This window comes from Winogradskyella thalassocola (assembly GCF_900099995.1).
Classification (GTDB): Bacteria; Bacteroidota; Bacteroidia; order Flavobacteriales; family Flavobacteriaceae; genus Winogradskyella; species Winogradskyella thalassocola.
The window spans coordinates 1,139,327-1,158,992 of record NZ_FNCZ01000001.1; the positions used below are offsets into that span (position 1 = coordinate 1,139,327).

General features: G+C 34.1%; 14 protein-coding genes. 3 read left to right on the forward strand and 11 right to left on the reverse strand.

Features of this window, described 5'->3' with window-relative positions; all coding sequences use genetic code 11:
- The first annotated feature begins 4 nt into the window (after positions 1-4).
- The 3 genes from BLT80_RS04760 to BLT80_RS04770 all read left to right on the forward strand — a co-directional run bounded on the left by BLT80_RS04760 (position 5) and on the right by BLT80_RS04770 (position 4,153).
- Entirely contained in the window at positions 5-1,567 is a 1,563-nt protein-coding gene (locus BLT80_RS04760) for a DUF5123 domain-containing protein (protein WP_092466421.1), read from the forward strand.
- A gap of 88 nt (positions 1,568-1,655) precedes the next feature.
- On the forward strand, positions 1,656-2,972 hold the full coding sequence (locus tag BLT80_RS04765; protein WP_217630747.1) for a pectate lyase family protein: 1,317 nt from the start codon (positions 1,656-1,658) through the stop codon (positions 2,970-2,972).
- 155 nt (positions 2,973-3,127) lie between these two features.
- Positions 3,128-4,153 carry a LacI family DNA-binding transcriptional regulator gene (locus BLT80_RS04770; RefSeq protein ID WP_092466422.1) on the forward strand — a complete coding sequence of 342 codons (1,026 nt, stop codon included), beginning with the start codon at positions 3,128-3,130 and terminating at the stop codon, positions 4,151-4,153.
- Positions 4,154-4,179: 26 nt separating this feature from the next.
- On the opposite strand, the gene BLT80_RS04775 is transcribed toward BLT80_RS04770, so the two are convergent.
- The 11 genes from BLT80_RS04775 to BLT80_RS04825 all read right to left on the reverse strand — a co-directional run bounded on the left by BLT80_RS04775 (position 4,180) and on the right by BLT80_RS04825 (position 19,666).
- Positions 4,180-5,790, reverse strand: coding sequence for a UxaA family hydrolase (locus BLT80_RS04775; RefSeq protein ID WP_092466423.1), 1,611 nt, complete (start codon positions 5,788-5,790; stop codon positions 4,180-4,182).
- 33 nt (positions 5,791-5,823) lie between these two features.
- The gene (locus BLT80_RS04780) at positions 5,824-7,290 is read right to left on the reverse strand and encodes a tagaturonate reductase (protein WP_092466424.1); all 1,467 of its coding nucleotides are present in this window, start codon (positions 7,288-7,290) and stop codon (positions 5,824-5,826) included.
- Positions 7,291-7,302: 12 nt separating this feature from the next.
- A complete protein-coding gene (locus BLT80_RS04785) occupies positions 7,303-8,607 on the reverse strand; it encodes a TRAP transporter large permease (protein ID WP_092466425.1) in 1,305 nt (434 codons plus the stop codon).
- Positions 8,604-9,101, reverse strand: coding sequence for a TRAP transporter small permease (locus BLT80_RS04790; RefSeq protein ID WP_092466426.1), 498 nt, complete (start codon positions 9,099-9,101; stop codon positions 8,604-8,606). The genes BLT80_RS04785 and BLT80_RS04790 overlap by 4 nt, the downstream gene beginning before the upstream one ends.
- Before the next feature lie 2 nt (positions 9,102-9,103).
- Positions 9,104-10,078 (reverse strand): TRAP transporter substrate-binding protein, encoded by a 975-nt coding sequence (locus BLT80_RS04795; RefSeq protein ID WP_092466427.1) that lies wholly within the window; start codon positions 10,076-10,078, stop codon positions 9,104-9,106.
- 14 nt (positions 10,079-10,092) lie between these two features.
- Positions 10,093-11,499, reverse strand: coding sequence for a glucuronate isomerase (uxaC, locus tag BLT80_RS04800; RefSeq protein ID WP_092466428.1), 1,407 nt, complete (start codon positions 11,497-11,499; stop codon positions 10,093-10,095).
- An 11-nt stretch (positions 11,500-11,510) separates the two neighbouring features.
- The gene (locus BLT80_RS04805) at positions 11,511-12,305 is read right to left on the reverse strand and encodes a gluconate 5-dehydrogenase (RefSeq protein ID WP_092466429.1); all 795 of its coding nucleotides are present in this window, start codon (positions 12,303-12,305) and stop codon (positions 11,511-11,513) included.
- A 6-nt stretch (positions 12,306-12,311) separates the two neighbouring features.
- Positions 12,312-13,151, reverse strand: a complete 840-nt coding sequence (gene kduI, locus BLT80_RS04810) for a 5-dehydro-4-deoxy-D-glucuronate isomerase (protein ID WP_092466430.1) — start codon at positions 13,149-13,151, stop codon at positions 12,312-12,314.
- A gap of 602 nt (positions 13,152-13,753) precedes the next feature.
- The gene (locus BLT80_RS04815; protein ID WP_092466431.1) at positions 13,754-16,648 is read right to left on the reverse strand and encodes an alpha-amylase family glycosyl hydrolase; all 2,895 of its coding nucleotides are present in this window, start codon (positions 16,646-16,648) and stop codon (positions 13,754-13,756) included.
- A gap of 65 nt (positions 16,649-16,713) precedes the next feature.
- Positions 16,714-18,510, reverse strand: a complete 1,797-nt coding sequence (locus BLT80_RS04820; RefSeq protein ID WP_092466432.1) for a SusE domain-containing protein — start codon at positions 18,508-18,510, stop codon at positions 16,714-16,716.
- Between the two features lie 13 nt (positions 18,511-18,523).
- Positions 18,524-19,666, reverse strand: coding sequence for a SusE domain-containing protein (locus BLT80_RS04825; RefSeq protein ID WP_092466433.1), 1,143 nt, complete (start codon positions 19,664-19,666; stop codon positions 18,524-18,526).

Genomic DNA, 19,666 nt, shown 5'->3' on the forward strand with positions numbered 1-19,666 from the left:
TATTATGAAAACAAAACATATTCTAAAATCTATAATGATAGTCTTACTAATTACATTTACAGGATGTGAAGGTAAAGATGAGCTTATAGAAGAACTTCAGATTTCTAGAGAATTTGCTCCCGTTGAGCTTACTTCGATCATTAGAAATCAAACTATTGTTGAATTAAATTGGACTAAAGACAATGATGTGGATGATTATTTGGTAGAGGTTAGCCAAGACATAAATTTTTCTAGCATTGAAGAGTCGTTAAGCGTAGCATCCAATCAACTACCTGTACAAATACAGTTAATTGGTGAAACCTTGTATTACATAAGAGTACAAGCTATTAGTTCTCGAGGTTTAGAAAATTCTACATATGCAACTACAACTGCAAATACTTTAACAGAACAGTTGTTTTTATCCATAGAACCAGGTGATATTTTGGCTACAGAAGCTACATTAAGATGGGTGCCTAATAGTGAAGTGACTCAGCTTATTGTTAATCCTGGGAATATAGTTCAAGATATAACTGCACAAGAAGCAACAGATGGTATTGCCATAGTAACTGGATTAACAGGAGAAACAGAATACACAGCACAGTTGTTGAACAATTCCAACATAAGAGGTGTTCAAGTTTTTACAACAGGTATTGATATAGGTGATGGTATTTTAGTAACTCCAACCGATGATTTATTTCAAATGGTTGCGGACGCTAGTCCAAATGATATTTTGGTTCTAGATGCTGGTGATTACACCTCACAGACTAATGATGTAAATGGAGGTGTATTGGTTATAGATAAACCGATAACGATTAGAGGGCTGTATAGTTTTGATAAACCCATCTTAAAGGTAGGCTTTTCAATTGTTGATGGAGCTACGGATGTTAGCCTTATAGATTTAGACCTTACAGGTGATATTCCTTTAGATTTGACAGATACCGTCAGATATTCTGCTGCTGGTAATTATAACTCATTATTATTGAGTGGCTGTAATGTTCATGACTATAACAGGTCTTTTATTGCAGGAAATGAAACAGATGCCATTGTACAGTCCGTAACTGTTGAAAATTGTGTAGTTACAAATATTATTACAAGTGGAGGTGACTTTTTTGACTTTAGAAATTCAGATGTATTAAATGTTAATTTTAGAACAAGCACATTTAATAATTGCGCACCTGGTCGAGATTTTTTTAGAATAGATGCTGCGGGTACTTCAAATAGTACTGGGTTAACAACTAATATACTGTTAGAGAATTGCACATTATATGCGTGTTCTAATTCATCGAGTAGAAGATTGTTTTATGTAAGATTTGATGCTAATGATATTATAGCTCGGAATAATTTAATCACGGATACTACAATCGAAGGTTATTCAGATAACAGTGCTACCGATGAAACGATTACATTTCAAAATAATAATTATTTTAATGCACCAACACTTTTTGATTCAACGGTTTCGAGATATGACAATTCAACAAGTTATACAACTTTAGATCCTGAATTTTCTAATGCAGAAGGTGGAGATTTCACAGTTTTAAACCAATCATTAATAGATAATAATGTTGGTGATCCACGTTGGTTGCAGTAGTATATAAAACAGGTTAGTCTTTGTGAAGGAGTTATGTTTGAAGGAGCATTTCTCCTTTTCAATTTTAAATTAAATAGGGCAATAAAATATGATTAAGGAAACGTATTTAATATTCTTATTAAGCGTACTATTTTGCAGTTTAAGTTTTGCACAACAATTAGCTTTTCCGACCGCTGAGGGTTTTGGGAAATTTACAACTGGTGGTAGAGGTGGTTTTATTTATAAAGTCACCAATTTAAATGACGAAGGTGATGGAAGTTTAAGAAAAGGTATACTAAAAAAAGGACCTAGAATTATAGTTTTTGAAATATCTGGGACAATAGAACTCAAATCAAAATTAGATATTAATAGAGGTGATTTGAGCATCTTAGGACAGACGGCTCCTAATAATGGAATTACTATAAAGGGGTATCCTGTAACGATAAAATCAGACAACGTTATTTTACGTTACCTAAGATTTAGAATGGGTGACATCAATAACATAGAAGGTGATGCGTTAGGCTGCCGAAATACCGAAAATGTCATTATAGATCACTGTTCAATAAGCTGGGGTACAGATGAAAATGCGTCTTTTTATGATAATAAAAACTTTACATTACAATGGTGTATCATATCTGAAGCGTTAAATAGGTCTGTTCATAAAAAAGGTGCGCATGGTTATGGTGGTATTTGGGGAGGGGTTAGAGCTTCTTTTCATCATAATTTACTAGTAAGTAATAATAGTAGAAATCCAAGGTTTAGTGGCTCTAAAACAACAGAGAATTCTGTAAATGAGTTCGTGGATTTCAGAAATAATGTAATTTATAATTGGGGTGAAAATAGTATCTATGGTGGCGAAAAAGGGGTATATAATTTAATTAATAACTATTTTAAATCAGGACCAGCAACCACATCATCAAAACTTAATAGAATTGTTAGTCCATCAGAACCTTACGGCAAATTTTATGTGGATGGTAATTTTGTTTATAATGATAAAGACGTTACTCAAAATAACTGGAATGGTGGTGTACAGTGTGAAAACCCAGAACTTACTAAACTGAATCAACCTATTAATATTTCTGATAATATCAATACTTCAAATGCTAATGAAGCGTATCTCGCAGTTTTAAACCACGTGGGGTTAAGTATAAAAAGAGATGCTGTTGATAAAAGGGTTTTAAAATCGGTTGTAGAGGGCAGTGTTACTTATAAACAAGGTATTATAGATTCACAGGAAAATGTCGGCGGATGGCCTATCTTGAGGACTAAAAAGGCAGGGAAGGATACTGATAATGATGGTATTCCTAACAAATGGGAAAGAAAACTTAAATTAGATTGCAAAGTAGAAGATGCTCATTTAAGTACGTTGGATAAAAATTATTCAAATATTGAGATATATGCTAATTTATTAATAGAGTCTAAATAATAGATTTTTAAATTTTTAAGGTATATTAATTAGACTATAATTAACAAAATCTTGTAATTTAGCACTGTTTTTATCAAAAACTTACTATCGAAAATAAGGGTGATTTATAAATTAAATAAGTAGTTTTACGAGTTTCCTTATTGTACTTATTACTAATGAAAAAAAAGATAACTATTTATGACATTGCTGAAAAACTGGAATTAACAGCAGCAACTGTCTCAAGAGCACTAAATAATAATCCTAAAATAAGCGAAAAAACGCGCAAACTAGTTCAAGAGACTGCTATTGAAATGAACTACGAGCAAAACACATTAGCTCGTGCACTTAAAAGCGGAAAAAGTTTCAACGTTGGTGTTATTGTTCCTCGTATGGATAGTAATTTTTTTGCTTCTGTTATTCGAGGTATAGAAGAAGAATTGTATCCAAAGGGCTATCATGTTATAGTTTGCCAAACACACGACCAAGAAAATTTGGAAACAGGAAATATTGTTTCTTTATTAAATGCTCAAGTAGATGGTATTTTAATGTCTATTTCAAATTCAAAAACTAAAAATAAAGTCTTCAATAAATTATCCGAGAAAAGAGTTCCACTGATATTCTTTGACCGAAAAAGAGATATTCCAGATGTAAGTTCGGTTACCATAGATGATTTTAACGGATCTTATCAAGCTACTAAGCATTTAATAGAGCAAGGTTGTAAGCGTATAGCACATTTATCAAATGATCGTTCGTTAGAGATTTTTAAAAATCGTTATTTAGGTTATAAGCAGGCAATAATTGATAGCGGTTTAGAATTCGATGAAAACTTAGTTGTTGAGACGATTAGTAAAGTAGATGAAGGAAGAAGAGTGGCCAAACAACTATTAAATATGGAAACACCACCAGATGCCATATTTTCTTCTAGTGATTTCACAGCACTAGGGGCTATTCAAGAAATTAAAGAGCAGGGGCTTGCAATCCCTGAAGACATTAGTGTCGTTGGTTTCAGTAATGAGCCGTTTACGAGGTTTATGGAGCTCTCTATTACGTCTGTAGATCAGTCTCCAATAGAAATGGGTAGAAGGGCTGCAAAAGTATTCTTACAAGAGGTAAATAGTAAGTCAAAAACTAAACAGCCACAACGAATCATATTACAACCAGAATTGATTATTCGTAAATCTTCTTCAAAACGAATAAAATAAAAGTGGTTTAAATTTTATCATTTGATTTAAAGTGAAACACCGCGTTTCCAAGGAATAAAATCGTCTTGGTTTAATAAGCTTGCCTTAGATTTTATGGTACCACTAGCTACATTTATGATATAGCTAAGCATGACTTCTGCCATTTCTTCAATAGTTTTTTCTCCATTAATAATATCACCTGTATCCACATCAATTATATCGTTCATTTTTGCAGCTAGCTCAGAGTTTGAAGAGACTTTGATTACAGGTGTTATTGGGTTTCCTGTAGGTGTGCCCAAACCTGTTGTGAATAATACAATGTTGGCTCCAGAACCTACCATAGCTGTTGTGCTTTCTACATCATTTCCTGGTGTGCATAATAAGTTTAAGCCTGGTTTAGTGACATACTCACCATAATCCAAAACATCCACAATAGGAGAAGTACCGCCTTTTTTAGCTGCGCCAGCAGACTTCATGGCATCTGTAATTAATCCGTCTTTTATATTCCCAGGTGAAGGATTCATATCAAAACCAGAGCCAGCATCTACTACAGATTTTTCAAAAGCCTGCATTAATTCTAAAAAACGTTTTGCAGACGTTTCGTTTACACAACGATTTACTAGTTCCTGCTCTACACCGCATAACTCTGGGAATTCTGATAAAATGGCTGTGCCACCTAGAGCGACTAACATATCAGAGGTGTAACCTAATGTTGGATTGGCAGAAATACCCGAAAATCCATCAGAGCCTCCACATTCTAAACCAACTTTAAGCTTTGATAAAGGCGCTGGTAGTCGTTCTATTTTGTTAGCTTCTCTAATCGCTTCAAATGAATTTTTAATAATTGCTGTTAGCATCTCATCAACAGTTCCCATTTGTTGCTGTTCGTACATCAATATAGGCTTTTTGTTATTGGGACTTATGGCCTTTAAGGCATTATTAAAAATATCAATTTGTAAATTCTGACAGCCTAAACTCAAGACTGTCGCTCCAGCTACATTTGGGTTTTTTACATAACCAGCTAATAATTTTGCTAAACTTTCTGAGTCTTGACGAATACCTCCACAACCTCCAGGATGTGTAATGAATTTAACGTCTATGTTTTCAAATACCTTAGTGGATTGTTCTTGTTGTGTTGCTACGTCAAATCCATTATTCACCAATGAACGTAATAGCATTTGATGACTGTTAACTTTTTGAGTTACTAGTTCCTTTTCAAAAATCTCTTTCAAGGTTTCAATATTCCTGTTTTCACAGAATACTAAAGGGAAAAATAACCACACATTTGCTGTGCCAACTTGCCCATCTTGTCTGTGATAACCCATAAAGGTTTTGTCTTTCCATTTTTCTACATTAGGAACCGTCCAACCAATAGTTTCGGTTTTATGACTGACTTTTGCACTTTGATGTTTTACATTTTCTGTGGTTAAAACACCACCCGTAGGAATAATTAAGCTAGCTTTTCCTACTAAAACCCCATACATGATGATTTTATCGTCAATTTTAAATGTGTTTAGAGCAATTTTATGCTTTGCCTTAACTTCTGACACAATTGTGATATCTTGATTTTCAAACGAAATAATTTCACCAATTTTTAAGTTAACTAAAGCAACTGCGACATTATCTGAAGGATGTACTTTTATTATTTTTTTTTGCATACTAATAATTAGTTGTTAGTTAAAAAGAGATATTTAATACTTTTTACTAAAGTTTTCAAAACCGTATTCAATACCATTTGTGTCTATTTCTGCTAGAGCAAAGGCTATTGCAGTAGATAAGTTTTTAATCCTAGTTAGGTCATCATCCCAATAGTCTTGGTTTGCTAAAACAAGATTAGCTATGACGTTGTAATCCTCATTTTGCCATATATTACTAAAGTTAGTCACTATATCGTCATTATCTTTAATTGGTAAATCGTTACCGTTCCATGTACCTTTGTAAAATCGAATTAAACATGCAAATGAAAAGGTTAAATTAGTAGGTAATTTTCCGTTTTTTGCTTCAAATTCTAATAAACTTGGTAGTACACGTACTTTAAATTTTGAAATAGAATTTAATGCTATATCTGCTAATTTATGCTTGATAAACGGATTTCTAAAACGGTCTAAGATTTCTTCAGCAAAACTATCTAATTCGCTTCTGTTCATTGGAAGAACCTCATTAATCTCTTCAAATATTGTCTTATTTACAAAAGCTCCTGTAAAGGCATTATCGATTGTTTCTTTAACAGTTTCATTTCCATAAAGGAATGAAAATGGTACCATAGAGGTATGTGCTCCATTCAAAATTCGTACTTTTCTAGTACGATATGGTTGCATATCATCAACAATTTTAACGTCTAAATTGGTTTTATGGAATGGTAATTTTTTCTTTAAATCTTCACCTCCTTCTATGACCCAAAGTAGAAACACTTCAGCAGCCACAATTAAATTATCTTTATAATCTAATTGGGCGTTATAAGTTTCAATATCGTCTCTTGGATAACCTGGCACAATTCTATCTACTAAGGTACTGTGGAAAGAACAACTTGTATTTAACCATTCGGTAAATGCGCTGTCTAGTTTCCAAAGGGTTACATACTTTAGAATAGTTTCCTTTAAGGTTTCAGAATTATGATTAATTAATTCACACGGAATTATTGTTAAACCTTTATTTAGAGCTCCATTAAAATGAATAAAACGCTTATGTAATAACAGGGTTAATTTAGCAGGAAATGAACTTGGTGGTTGCATATCCATAGTGTCACTTTCAACATAAGCAATGCCGGCTTCTGTTGTATTAGATATTATGAATTGTAGTTCTTCCTCTTTTGCTAAATGTAAGTATTGCTGAAAATCTGAATAAGGATTAATACCTTTTACAATGTTGGTAATTAATTCTGTTTTCTGTATTTCTTCACCTTTTTGAATACCTTTTAAAAACAGAGTGTACAATCCATCTTGATCATTCAACATCTTTATCATACCTTTATCAATAGGTTGTACAACAGCAATGCCAGCATTAAAATCTGCTGATTTATTTAATTGCTGAATGGTGTAGTCTACAAATGCTCTCAAGAAATTTCCTTCTCCAAACTGCACCACCTTAATTGGTAGTGTTTTTTCAAGTCCTAAATTTTTTCTATTTAAAGCTAGTTTCGTTTTTCTCAATTCTGTCATGTTATTTTATAATTATAAACCAAAAAGTCTTGGTAAGAACATTGAAATTTCTGGTATAAAAGATATTAGCATTAATACGGCGACCATAATGGCCAAAAAGGGCAACAACGATCTTATAACTTTTGTAACTGAAACGTTGGCGACACCACTACCTACAAATAGTAGAGTCCCTACTGGAGGTGTACAAATACCAATACAAAGGTTAAGTACAATTACGATTCCAAAATGAACAGGGTCCATTCCTAATGTTGTTACAACAGGTAAGAATATTGGTGTAAATATTAAAACTGCTGGAGTCATATCCATGAAGGTTCCGACTATTAATAGGATTATGTTAATAGCTAAAAAGATGGCAAACTTGTTGCTTAGTGAATCTAATAAAAATGAGCTTATCATTTCTGGAATACCTTCAAAAGAAAACAACCAAGACATTGCCATAGATGTACAGATTAAAAACATTACTACAGCTGTAGTTTTTGCACTAGTTAGTAATATTTTAGGCATATCTTTTATTTTCATATCACCATAGATTAATGATAATATTGCTGCATATAAAACAGCAATTACAGACGCTTCTGTTGCTGTAAATATTCCAGCTACAATTCCTCCAACAACAATTATAAGTAAGGATAAACTGAAAAATGCTTTTCTGAAATACGTCCAAATTTCAAAAAGAGTTGCACGTTGTCCTCTTGCATAACCTTTGTTAATAGCAATAAATGCAACATATCCCATAATTGCCAAACCTAAAAGTATTCCTGGTAAATAACCAGCAATAAATAAAGCTGCTACAGAGGCGGTTCCTCCACTAGCTAAAGCATAAACTATTAAAATGTTACTTGGCGGAATTAATAAGCCCGTTGTTGATGAAGTAATGTTTACAGAGGCACTTAAAGCTCTAGGATAGCCTTCTTCTTCCATTCTGTCGGTCATAATTGAACCAATTGCAGAAGCAGCAGCAACGGCAGAACCAGAAATTGCACCAAAAAGCATGGATGCTAAAACATTTACATAAGCCAATCCGCCAGGAAGACTTGCTACTAAGGATTTCGCGAAATTAATAAGTCGATTTGCAATGCCTCCTTGTTTCATAATTTCACCTGCTAGCACAAAAAATGGAATTGCTAATAAGGCAAAACTGTCAATACCAGTCGTCATGCGCTGCGCAATTGTTGTTAATCCTGGCATTTTATCAATATTCAACAACAAGCTTATTGTTGTTGAAATTCCGATGCTATATGCAACAGGTACTTTTAATAACAAAAGCGTAAAGAAACTGACAAATAAAACGATTATACTAATAATTTCTAAACTCATAATTGACTATTACTTTTATTAGAACAAACACCAGATATGTGATAAATAGAAAAGCAGATAATTAGAAAACCACTAAAAGGCAATACGGCATAAACATAGCCTAGAGGAATTCTTAAAGTACCAGATAATTGTTCTAAGTGCAATGTGGTGTAAACCAAATTAGCCCCACCAATAACCATGACGATAAGTGCAAAAAGAAAGATGCATACTTCTATGAATATTGACGTTTTTCTTTTATTGGAAATAGACATTTTTTCGTATAAAAAGTCCATTGATAAATGTTCTTTTTTAGCGTTGAGATAGGCAGCACCTATAATGGTCATCCAGATTAAAGAAAATCGTGCAAATTCTTCGGTCCATGTAAAAGATCTACCTAAAAGATATCTGGAAAACACTTGAAACAAAACATCTAAGACTAGCAATGCAAAAATGATAATCAAAAACCATTCAAGGATTTTGTTAACCTTATTAAAAATAAATTCAGATTTACTCATATTTAGTTATTCTTAATATCGTTAACAATATTCGCCATTTCGGGATATTTTTCTACAAATTTTTCAACTACAGATTTTGATTTTTCTGCAAATAGTGATTTTTCTGGAATTATTATTTCAACACCCCAATCTTTAGCAACTTTCATAGATTCTTCAACAGATTCTCGCCAGAACTTTTTTTGTGCTTGCGCAGATTCGTCTGCGGCTTCTTGAACCCAAACTCTTTGTTCTACAGATAATTTGTCCCAATATTTAGTTCCTATTAAAAGCACATCTGGAACAGAAGAATGCTCATCTAACGTATAGTACTTACTAATTTCATAGTGGTTGGATGAGACAAAAGAAGGTGGGTTATTTTCTGCTCCATCTACAACGCCTTGTTGAATAGCTGTATATAGTTCCCCATACGCCAAAGGGGTGGCATCTCCTCCCATAGTATTGACCATGTTAATTGCCATTTGATTGTTTTGCACCCTAATTTTTAGACCTTTTAAATCTTGTGGTGTTCTTATGGCCTTTTTACTAGTATAGAAACTTCTACTCCCTGCATCATAATAACATAATCCTCGAAGCCAAAATTTAGAGCCTTTCTCTAAAATTGATTTTCCTATTGAACCTTCTAAAACACTAAATTGATGTTCTTTATTTCTGAATAAATAGGGTATGCCCATAACATTGTATTCAGGGACAAAATTAGATAGAGTGGCTGCACTCACCTTTGTTGCAGCTACACTTCCGATTTGCAATAATTCTAATAATTCTCTTTCTGATCCTAATTGTCCATCAGGAAAAATCTTAACCTTTAAAGAACCACTAGACTTTTTTTCTAAAGCCTTTTGAAACTCTAACATACCCTTATGTACAGGATGTGTTTGCGGCAAAGTATGTCCTAAATAGAGCACTTCAGGTCCCTCAATTTTTTCGCAAGAGACTAATGAGGTGAAAAGAATTACTAAAAGAATTATTTTAAGTCGCATAGCTCATCTTTTTATTATATAAAATTAAAATAGTTTTTAGCGTTGTTGTAACTAATATCTGCTACCATTTTACCAATCCATTCTATTTCTTCTTTTGGTAGTTCTCCTCTTTTTACTTCGTCTCCTAAAAGATTACATAAAACGCGTCTAAAATATTCGTGACGTGGAAATGATAAAAAACTACGAGAATCGGTCAGCATACCAATAAAACAGCTAATTAAACCCATGTTCGACAACGCATTTAATTGTTTGGTCATGCCATCTTTTTGATCTAAAAACCACCAACCAGAACCGAACTGAACCTTACCTTTTATGCTTCCATCATTAAAGTTCCCAATCATGGTAGCCATAACTTCATTATCTGCTGGGTTGAGGTTGTAAATAATGGTTTTGGTTAATTTATCTTTACTATCTAATTTATTTAAAAACGCTGAAAGTTTTTCTGCCTGCGAATAATCTCCTATTGAATCCCAACCTGTATCAGGACCTAATATGGTATGCATACGTTTATTATTATTTCGTAATGCACCTAAATGAAATTGTTGTACCCAACCAAATTCGTGATACGTCTCAGATAGAAATAGTAGGATTGATGTTTCAAATTTTAGAATTTCTAGATTTGATAATGTTTCGTAATTTCTTTTCTTTTTGAAAATAGACTCAACATCACTTTCAGTAAATGCAACGAATGAAATTTGGTTTAATCCATGATCGCAAAGTCTGCATCCATTTTTATGGAAGTAGTCTATTCTGCTTCGTAATGCGTCTTTTAAATCTCGATAGGTTTCAATGTTAATATCTGCTGCTTTACCTAAACTATTGATGTAATCATTATAGTTTTCATTTACAATTAAAATAGCGTTGTCTGGCCTAAACGCTGTACTAACTTTTACTTCAAAATCACTTTTTGCTAAAGCTTGGTGATGCTCTAGACTATCAATAGGATCTTCAGTTGTACAGACCAATTCTGCGTTAACTTTGCGCAATAAATTTCTACAGCTATACTCAGTACTGCTTAGCTTTTCAGCCGTAGAATCATATATTTTTTTAGCTGATTTTTCATTCAATAAGCTATTAACGTCGAAATAGCGCGCTAATTCTAGATGTGTCCAGTGATACAATGGATTCCGCATAGTATAAGGTACCGTTTTTGCCCATTGGATAAACTTTTCTTTATCTGATGCGTCTCCTGTAATAAATCGTTCATTGATGCCCAAAGTACGCATAGCTCGCCATTTGTAATGATCACCGTTAATCCAAACCTTGGTTAAGTTATTATAAACCTTGTCTTCAAGAATTTCTTGAGGTGGTAAATGATTGTGATAATCTATTATAGGTTGTTGTTTTGAATAGTTATGATATAACTCTTCAGCGTATTTATTTTCAAGTAGAAAATTATCGCTAATAAAATTTTTACTCATTAGTTTTTACATTAATCCTCGTTAGAAGGTTTTCCTATGGTAGCTAAAATACCACCATCTACATATACTATTTGGCCACTCACAAAATCACTGGCTTTTGAAGCTAAAAATATAGCTGTTCCTTGCAAATCTTCTGGATTTCCCCAACGACCTGCAGGAGTTCTACTGATAATAAAGTCATTAAAAGGATGGCCGTCGACTCGTATCGGCTCCGTTTGCGTTGTAGCAAAATAACCTGGACCGATACCATTAACCTGTATATTATGTTTAGACCATTCCGTTGCCATATTTTTGGTTAACATTTTTAGGCCTCCTTTGGCAGCAGCATATGCTCCTACAGTATTTCTTCCCAGTTCACTCATCATGGAACAAATGTTTATAATTTTCCCTTCTTTTCTGCGAATCATGCCTTTTACGATATGTTTAGACATTATAAATGGGCTTACCAAATCTACTTTTAAAACCTGCTCAAAATCTTTAACTTCCATATCTTCGAGAGGCGTTCTTTTGATGATTCCAGCATTATTAACTAGAATATCAATGTGCCCAACTTCATTTTGAATTTTTTTGATGTTATCAATCACTTGAGCTTCATCTGTTACATCAAATAAATAACCAAAGACTTTCAGTCCTTCTGCTTTATACTCGGTAACTGCTTTATTTAGTTTTTCCTTAGAAGATGCGCCGTTAATAATTAAAGTAGCACCAGCTTTCCCTAAACCCATTGCCATAGACATTCCTAAGCCATGCGTTCCTCCCGTAATCAAGGCTACTTTACCTGATAAATCAAACAAATTTATTGACATAATTGTTTATCTTAATTCGTTTATTTTACAAACATCCATATCTCCATAATCTAAATTTTCGCCTGCCATTCCCCAAATAAATGAATAGTTGGAAGTTCCTGATCCTGAGTGAATTGACCATGGTGGTGAAATTACTGCTTCTCCATTTGCCATCCAAATATGACGTGTTTCTTGAGGTTGTCCCATAAAATGACAAACGGCTTGGTCTTCTGGTACTTCAAAATAAAAATAAACTTCCATACGTCTGTCGTGCACGTGTGCTGGCATCGTGTTCCAGCTACTACCTGTTTTAATGGTCGTCATACCCATTTGTAATTGGCAAACATCCACGACGCTGTTAACGATGTATTTTCTTAATGTTCTAGCATTTGCCGTTTCTGGTGCACCTAATTCAATTACCTCTACATCATTACTTCCGATTTTTTTGGTTGGAAATGCTTTATGCGCAGGTGTTGAATTTAAGTAAAATTGTGCTGGATTATTACTGCTTTTACTTGAAAAAATAACTACTTGGTTGCCTAGACCGACGTAAAGTGCTTCTTTGTGGTCTAATTCGTAAATTGAACCATCGACGGTTACGGTTCCTTTTCCTCCAATATTTATAATCCCTAATTCTCTTCTAGCGAGAAAAAAATCGGCTTTAAGGGGATCAATTGTCTCTAATGCTATAGACTTTTTAACAGGAACTACTCCTGCTACCATAAATCTATCATAATGAGAGTAAGTCCAAATTAGTTCATCTGTTTTCATAACGTTTTGAATTAGAAATTCATCACGTAATTCTTGAGTGTTCAATGTTTTTACTGAAGTAGGACTAGAAGCGTATCTTGTATTAAATTTTGACATAAAAATTGTTTATTGTAATCGATTACACAAATATATATAATTTATTTTAAAATGAGATAATTAAAAATAGATGATTTTTTCTTATGAATAAAAAGGGCTTCGTAGTTCCTAGTTGTTATATACTCTCGTAATTGATTTACTTTTCTATGAAAAGATCTAAATTATTATCACTTTATGAGAATTGCTAAGATTTTAGGCTCTTGTAAAAACAATATATAGTAAAATATGGAGCTATTCTGAAACGAAGAAAAATGGGGGTCTGGTTAAAAGCAGTACGGAATTGATATATAAGGTATACCATAGAGAAGATATGTACTATGGTATAAAATGTAAAGGAGAGGACTTATATATACCGAAAAACCTAAAGAATCCGAGATTATTGAAGAAGTCGATAGAGCTAGACTTAGGATCTAGTGCCGCGAGGTGTGAGAGTTCGAGTCTCTCCGCCTGTACTGAGTAAAAAAAAGCTAACTTTAACGAGTTGGCTTTTTTTTTGTTCTTAATTTATGGGTTTTAGGTGCTATGCTAGCTAAACTTAAAAACAAAAAAGAGAGCTTCCGTTTAAAGAAACTCTCCCTTTACAATTAAAAAACACTTAATTATTAAAGCTTTACTAACTTAGTTGTTAATGTTTGGTTAGTGTCATTTTGAACTTTAACCATATAAATTCCAGAATTTAATGAGGATACATCAAAAGAATCTGTTCTTGTAAAATCTCCTTTAAATGACTTTACTAATTTTCCTGTTAAGTCGTAAACTTCAACGTTTGATACATTAACGTTAATACTAAAAGCTGTTTGCGAAGGATTAGGATAAATACTAAATTTTAATAATGCTTCATCATCAACACTTAGCACATCTGAAGCTTTATTTCCTAAGATTCTAAACTGACCAGCCGGAATAGTAATTGCTGAGGTAGAATTACTAACCGTTGTGTTCCCAGTAGCATCCATAAGATCATACCATGTAGTAGTTACACCTCCCGGAAAATTTGTGTCTATACTTCGCGTAACAACATCAAAATTTGCGTAAATGATTACATTTTTTAACGCTGAAGTCGGAATTGAATTATCAAAAATATCAATCCTTGGAGTTAAATTTCCAGAGGTGATTGCGTAATCTCCTTCAAACACAGGTTCTTCAATTTTAAGTTTGTGTAGTTTAGACCAGTCGTCATAAATCTGACTTCTAAGTGCATCGGTTAACCAGTTGTTCGCCCATTGTGGTTGCGGTTTCGTGTCTAATTTACAGCCGTCATTATCATAGCTTCCATCGTTACAAGTAAAAATAGAGTTATCCATACCTAATTCCCCAAAATGCCAAATCATTTTTGGACCAGGAACCATTACAGAAACAGCGCCTAATGCAGACATTCTAGAAAGTGCTGTGTTTAAGTCGCGTACGTTATGATTGCTATTGCTAGTGTTACCAAAAGCTACATTTTTGTACATTAAACGTTCTTCATCATGACTTTCAGTATAACCAACTAATCTTGGTCCGTTGAAGCCAGAATGTGCTTTATGCCCCATTCTGTTGATGTTTTTATCACCACCTTCAGCCATTGTGATTTCTCCGTATTGCGAATTCATATTTCCCCACATCATCACACCTTTGCCTTCGCTAAATTTGTAATTAGCCCATTCTTTTTCTTCATTATCAGAGCCTAAATGTTCGAAAATAACATAATGATCTGGGTCTACTGCCCATGAGTGATCTGCGTATTCTTTTAAAACATCAACGCGATCTTGTTGGTAACTTCCGGTACAACCTTCATCTCCATCATAAGTACCATTACCACAGTTTTGTGTAAATCCTTTTGTTAAATCCCATCGGAAACCATCAATTTTATATTCTTCAATCCAATAGCTTACAACTTGTTTAACGTAATCTTTAGTGTAATCTGAGCTGTGATTAAAATCATTACCAACACTATATGAGTGCGTTGGGTAAACATTAAAATATGGGTTTTCTGTTGAAGGACCTCCCCAACCATCACCATCTGGATCATCCATCCACATTCTAACCATAGGGTTTCGTCCAAAAGCATGGTTAAATGCGATATCTAAAATAACGGCAATACCGTTTTGATGACAAATGTCAACGAGTTCTTTGAATTTTTCTTGTGTTCCATAAAACTTGTCAATGGCCATATGAAAAGCGGTATTATAACCCCAACTTTCATTGCCTTCATATTCCATTATTGGTAATAATTCAATAGCATTTACATTTAGATTTTTGAAATAATCAATTCTATCAATAATGTCTTGAAAATTACGGTCAGCATCAAAATCTCTGATTAAAACTTCATAAATGACTAAGTCTTCTTCAACGGGCTTTGTAAAATTAGCGACTTGCCAATTGTAAGGTGTTTGGCCTGTTTGTAAAACAGTAACTTCACGTTCTTGACCTGCTGGATAAACTGGCATGTTTGGATAAGTTGAAGCAGGGATATATGAATCATCAAAAGGTGATAGTACTAATGGAGAATATGGATCTGCAACTTTAACTATAGACGGTGAGTTCGCAATAGGGTTGGTGTCAAAAACCCAATATTGGTAGGTTTCAATAGCACCTGAAGTTAAACCAGAAACTTCTAACCAATATTTCCCAGTAGAAGGGTCACGCTTCATCACATCACTATTTGATGGTGAATAGTTATTCCAACTTCCAGCAACTTGGATAAATTCTTTTCCTGGCGCTGTTAAAACTAAAGTTGCTTTGGTAGCATCTGCATGGTAATTAATACCATCTATCATATTTGCGGGTAGTGCTTGCTCTGTTACAGTTGGTACAACGATAACCTCAAAACTAGCTTCTCCGGTATCAGAAGAACCAGGAGGTGTACCTACAAATTTTACAGTACCACTTTCAGTAATGTTAGTTAAAGTTGAATTACAAGCAGGAAAACCACAAGTTCCATTTGCTACTGAAACATTATTATAAAATATTTCGAAAGCACCTGAAACTGTCGTAGAACCTTGATATGTAATTGTAGCAGTTAGAGATAGGTTACTTCCAGAATTTACGACTACAATCTCATTTGTAGGCTGGATGATATTTATGATAACCTTTCCAACAGGAAAAATAAAATCGTTACAACCGTCATCTTTTAATTCCTGATTGCCGCTTTCATTTCTAAATACCATTCCTATTTGTGTAGCACTATTAGCTTGCGCCTGCGTAATGCCATAATAGGTTTGTGGTGTAATAGTAATACTAAACGTACCATCACCATTATTTGTCATTTCTCCAACTCCATCATCTTGTCCCCAATTACCAACAACACCAAATCCAAAAGCATCAGAATTGTTACCAATTCCAGAATGCATATATACTTTTGTTGGATTATTTAAGCCATTACAATTGCTATCCGTGCTATTAGCATCAACAGTAATCGTTACAGGTTGGTCGACCTCGATTGCACTTACACTAAGACTGACTTGTGCATGAGCGAAGTATGAGAACACTATAAAAAGTGTAAGTAATATTTTCTTCATAGTTAAAATTTTTAATAAAAAAAGCTATGTATTAAACATAGCTTTTTTTTATGAATATAAGTTAGTTAATTTAAGGTTATAGTTAAATTAACGGTATCAACTGTTAGTGTATACGTACCAGGAGTACCATCAAAAGAGAAGTTACTATCTCCATCCATAGCGTTACTAAAATTACTATCGATAGTGTATCCTTCACCTTCATAAGTTGGGTAATTGATTCCTGTTCCCCAATCACCATTTACGTTAAAGAACCTAAAGGCATCATTTGTAAATTCTACTTCACCAGAATAGATACCTGCTCCAGTACACGCTAAAGCTGTAGGCGTTGTCCAATCCCATCCAGTACCAACAATACCAGCACCAACTAACCATAGTTGTTCGTACTCACATTGTAATTGTTCAGGTCCTAATGTAATTGTTTTGTTTATATCATCTACAGTTAAGAAATAGGTTCCAGGAGTACCATCAAAAGAGAAGTTACTGTCACCGTCCATAGCATTACTAAAATTACTATCTATAGTATAACCAGCTCCTTCATAAGTTGGATAGTTAGTACCTGTTCCCCAATCACCATTGACGTTAAAAAATCTAAATGAATCATTGATTAATGCTACATTTCCTGAATAAGTTCCATTTCCTGTACAAGGTAAAGCAACAGGAGTATCCCACGCCCAACCAGCATCAGCAATACCTGCGCCAACTAACCATAATTGATCAAAGTTACAGTTTGGACCAACAACAGGAGGTCCTAATGTAATTGTTTTAGCTGCCGTATCGACTTCTATAAAATATTCTCCAGGTGTTCCTGTAAACTGGAAGTTGCTATCTCCATCTAAAGCATTTACTAAGTTAGAATCTATGGTGTATCCAACAGCTTCATAATAAGGGTAGTTTAAACCTGTTCCCCAATCTGCAGCTACAGTAAAAAATCTAAAGGCATCGTTAATTAAGTTAATGTTTCCAGAATACTTAGTGCCTTGTAAAGGTAATTCTACTGGAGTTGCCCAATCCCATCCTGCATCTACTGCACCTGCACCAACAACATATAGTATTGGAGCTAATTCTACGCTATATGGAGTCACAGTAATGGTAACAGCATCAGAGAAACGTTCCATGTTACCGCCATCCATTTCTATAGTAGCTTTGATTCTAATATCTAAACTAGCAGCTTCTTCTGCAGTAAGACCTGCATTAAGAACAATTTCGTTGAAGGCTTCGTGAGTGCTTGTAAAAGTCATTCCATCTGTACCTTCAGTTACTGCACCAGCAAAATCAGTTCCAGCTTGTGCAATTTGAACTTCGTAGTTGACACTTACAGTACTATTTTCACCAAAGTCAGGATCTTCCCAAGTTACAGTAATAGCTTCATCATTAGGAGTCGTTTCTAGTAATACAACGCCAAAGGTGTTATCTGGACTTAAGATAACAGGGATAGCTTCTGAATATGATGATACACTAAAGCTTACGCTATTAGTTATATTTGATCCTGAAGTTACTCTCATAAACACAGTAAATGGTTCAAAAGCATCTGCTCCAGCACCTAACAGTGTATTATTAAATTCCGCAACAGTCATTGTAAATCGGTCTGTTGTAGACGATCCAATTACTGTAGGATTTTCAAAGAACGAATCGGGTGATAATTCAACCATATAGCTATCTCCAGAATTTAATTGGTCATTCCACACAATAGTGAATGCTTCATTATTTGGAAGATTATAGTTTAAATTAATATTCGATATCGCTGGCTCCAAAAGTTTAAATGAAGCATCAGGAATAGTAATATCAATACTTTCTTCTGTTTCGCACGCCACAAAAACTAAGAATAGACTTAATATAAGCGCACTAATTTTATTGAATTTCATAGTGTTGTTTTTTTTATAAGTTAAGTGGGATCAGTATATAATCTCCAGTTAGGTCGTTAAACCAAACCTCATAATCATCTTGTACAATAACAGGAATAGAACCTCCTCCGTCAGTTGCTACACCAGAAAATGATGTTGATCCTCCCCAAGAACTACCTGTGTTTGTTACAATTTGCAAATCTCCAGATTGAAGATTTACACTGCTTACATACCACAAGTGGCTATCAAAAGTAGATTGTGTTAAAGCTGTATCAGCGTTTAGTGCTGACCCCTGAAGTGTCATACTTGTATAACTAGCAGCACCTGACGCATCAAAAGCTTCCGTCATATAAGTGTTTGATGAAAAGTTGATTGTAAATGTATAATACCCATCACTTGGTACACCAAAACGTCCTGGGTCACTATCTTGAGTTCCTGGGTTTCCAGCTATAGCTTCAGCAGTAGATAATATAATATCGTCACTACCTTCAGGTGTTAAAGTTCCCCACTGTGGTTGCCATTGTCCTCTTTCTTCTAACAGTTTAAATCTACCGTCATCAAAACCACCAGCACCTTTTGTAAAGAAACCGGTATATCTATGAATATTAGTGTTTTCACCATCTCTAAATAGTGGTGCATTATTAGAATTATTATTCCAATTATCTGGCGTGGCATTTCCAACTAAATATAACTCTTTAAACACATAATTGAAGTAAGGTTGAACTTCAAAACTGATAATATTAGAGCTAACCGCAAGACCATTTTGAGTTCCTATAGAACTTTCTACTTTAGCATATAAGGTGCTAAACATAAAAGGTGGTAAGCCAGCAGCACCAGCAGAAGAATTTAATTCGTTAACTGATAACGTAGCTGAAGTCGTTCCTGTGATAGTTGTTGCAATTACAGGGTTTGTAAACGCTTCATCAGCAGAAAAAATGACAGCATAATTTTCGGATGCTTGTTGGCCATAATCAGCTTCATTCCAATTAAATGTTATTGCAGGGTTACCTGGATTACTGGCATCTAATTCTATAACTGTAATAGGAAGATCTGCAAGCGTAATAGGTTCTGTTTCTGTAGCTGTAAATACTGAGGTATCATCTTCACAAGAATTCACGAGGAATCCTAGAGAGAGCACAGTTAATAGTACAACTTTTAATTTAAATATTTTTTTCAT

Bases quoted from the DNA above. Each gene is read 5' to 3' on its own strand.
- BLT80_RS04760 (WP_092466421.1), top strand. From the start codon at position 5: ATGAAAACAAAACATATTCTAAAATCTATAATGATAGTCTTACTAATT.
- BLT80_RS04765 (WP_217630747.1), top strand. From the start codon at position 1,656: ATGATTAAGGAAACGTATTTAATATTCTTATTAAGCGTACTATTTTGC.
- BLT80_RS04770 (WP_092466422.1), top strand. From the start codon at position 3,128: ATGAAAAAAAAGATAACTATTTATGACATTGCTGAAAAACTGGAATTA.
- BLT80_RS04775 (WP_092466423.1), bottom strand. From the start codon at position 5,790: ATGCAAAAAAAAATAATAAAAGTACATCCTTCAGATAATGTCGCAGTT.
- BLT80_RS04780 (WP_092466424.1), bottom strand. From the start codon at position 7,290: ATGACAGAATTGAGAAAAACGAAACTAGCTTTAAATAGAAAAAATTTA.
- BLT80_RS04785 (WP_092466425.1), bottom strand. From the start codon at position 8,607: ATGAGTTTAGAAATTATTAGTATAATCGTTTTATTTGTCAGTTTCTTT.
- BLT80_RS04790 (WP_092466426.1), bottom strand. From the start codon at position 9,101: ATGAGTAAATCTGAATTTATTTTTAATAAGGTTAACAAAATCCTTGAA.
- BLT80_RS04795 (WP_092466427.1), bottom strand. From the start codon at position 10,078: ATGCGACTTAAAATAATTCTTTTAGTAATTCTTTTCACCTCATTAGTC.
- uxaC (WP_092466428.1), bottom strand. From the start codon at position 11,499: ATGAGTAAAAATTTTATTAGCGATAATTTTCTACTTGAAAATAAATAC.
- BLT80_RS04805 (WP_092466429.1), bottom strand. From the start codon at position 12,305: ATGTCAATAAATTTGTTTGATTTATCAGGTAAAGTAGCCTTGATTACG.
- kduI (WP_092466430.1), bottom strand. From the start codon at position 13,151: ATGTCAAAATTTAATACAAGATACGCTTCTAGTCCTACTTCAGTAAAA.
- BLT80_RS04815 (WP_092466431.1), bottom strand. From the start codon at position 16,648: ATGAAGAAAATATTACTTACACTTTTTATAGTGTTCTCATACTTCGCT.
- BLT80_RS04820 (WP_092466432.1), bottom strand. From the start codon at position 18,510: ATGAAATTCAATAAAATTAGTGCGCTTATATTAAGTCTATTCTTAGTT.
- BLT80_RS04825 (WP_092466433.1), bottom strand. From the start codon at position 19,666: ATGAAAAAAATATTTAAATTAAAAGTTGTACTATTAACTGTGCTCTCT.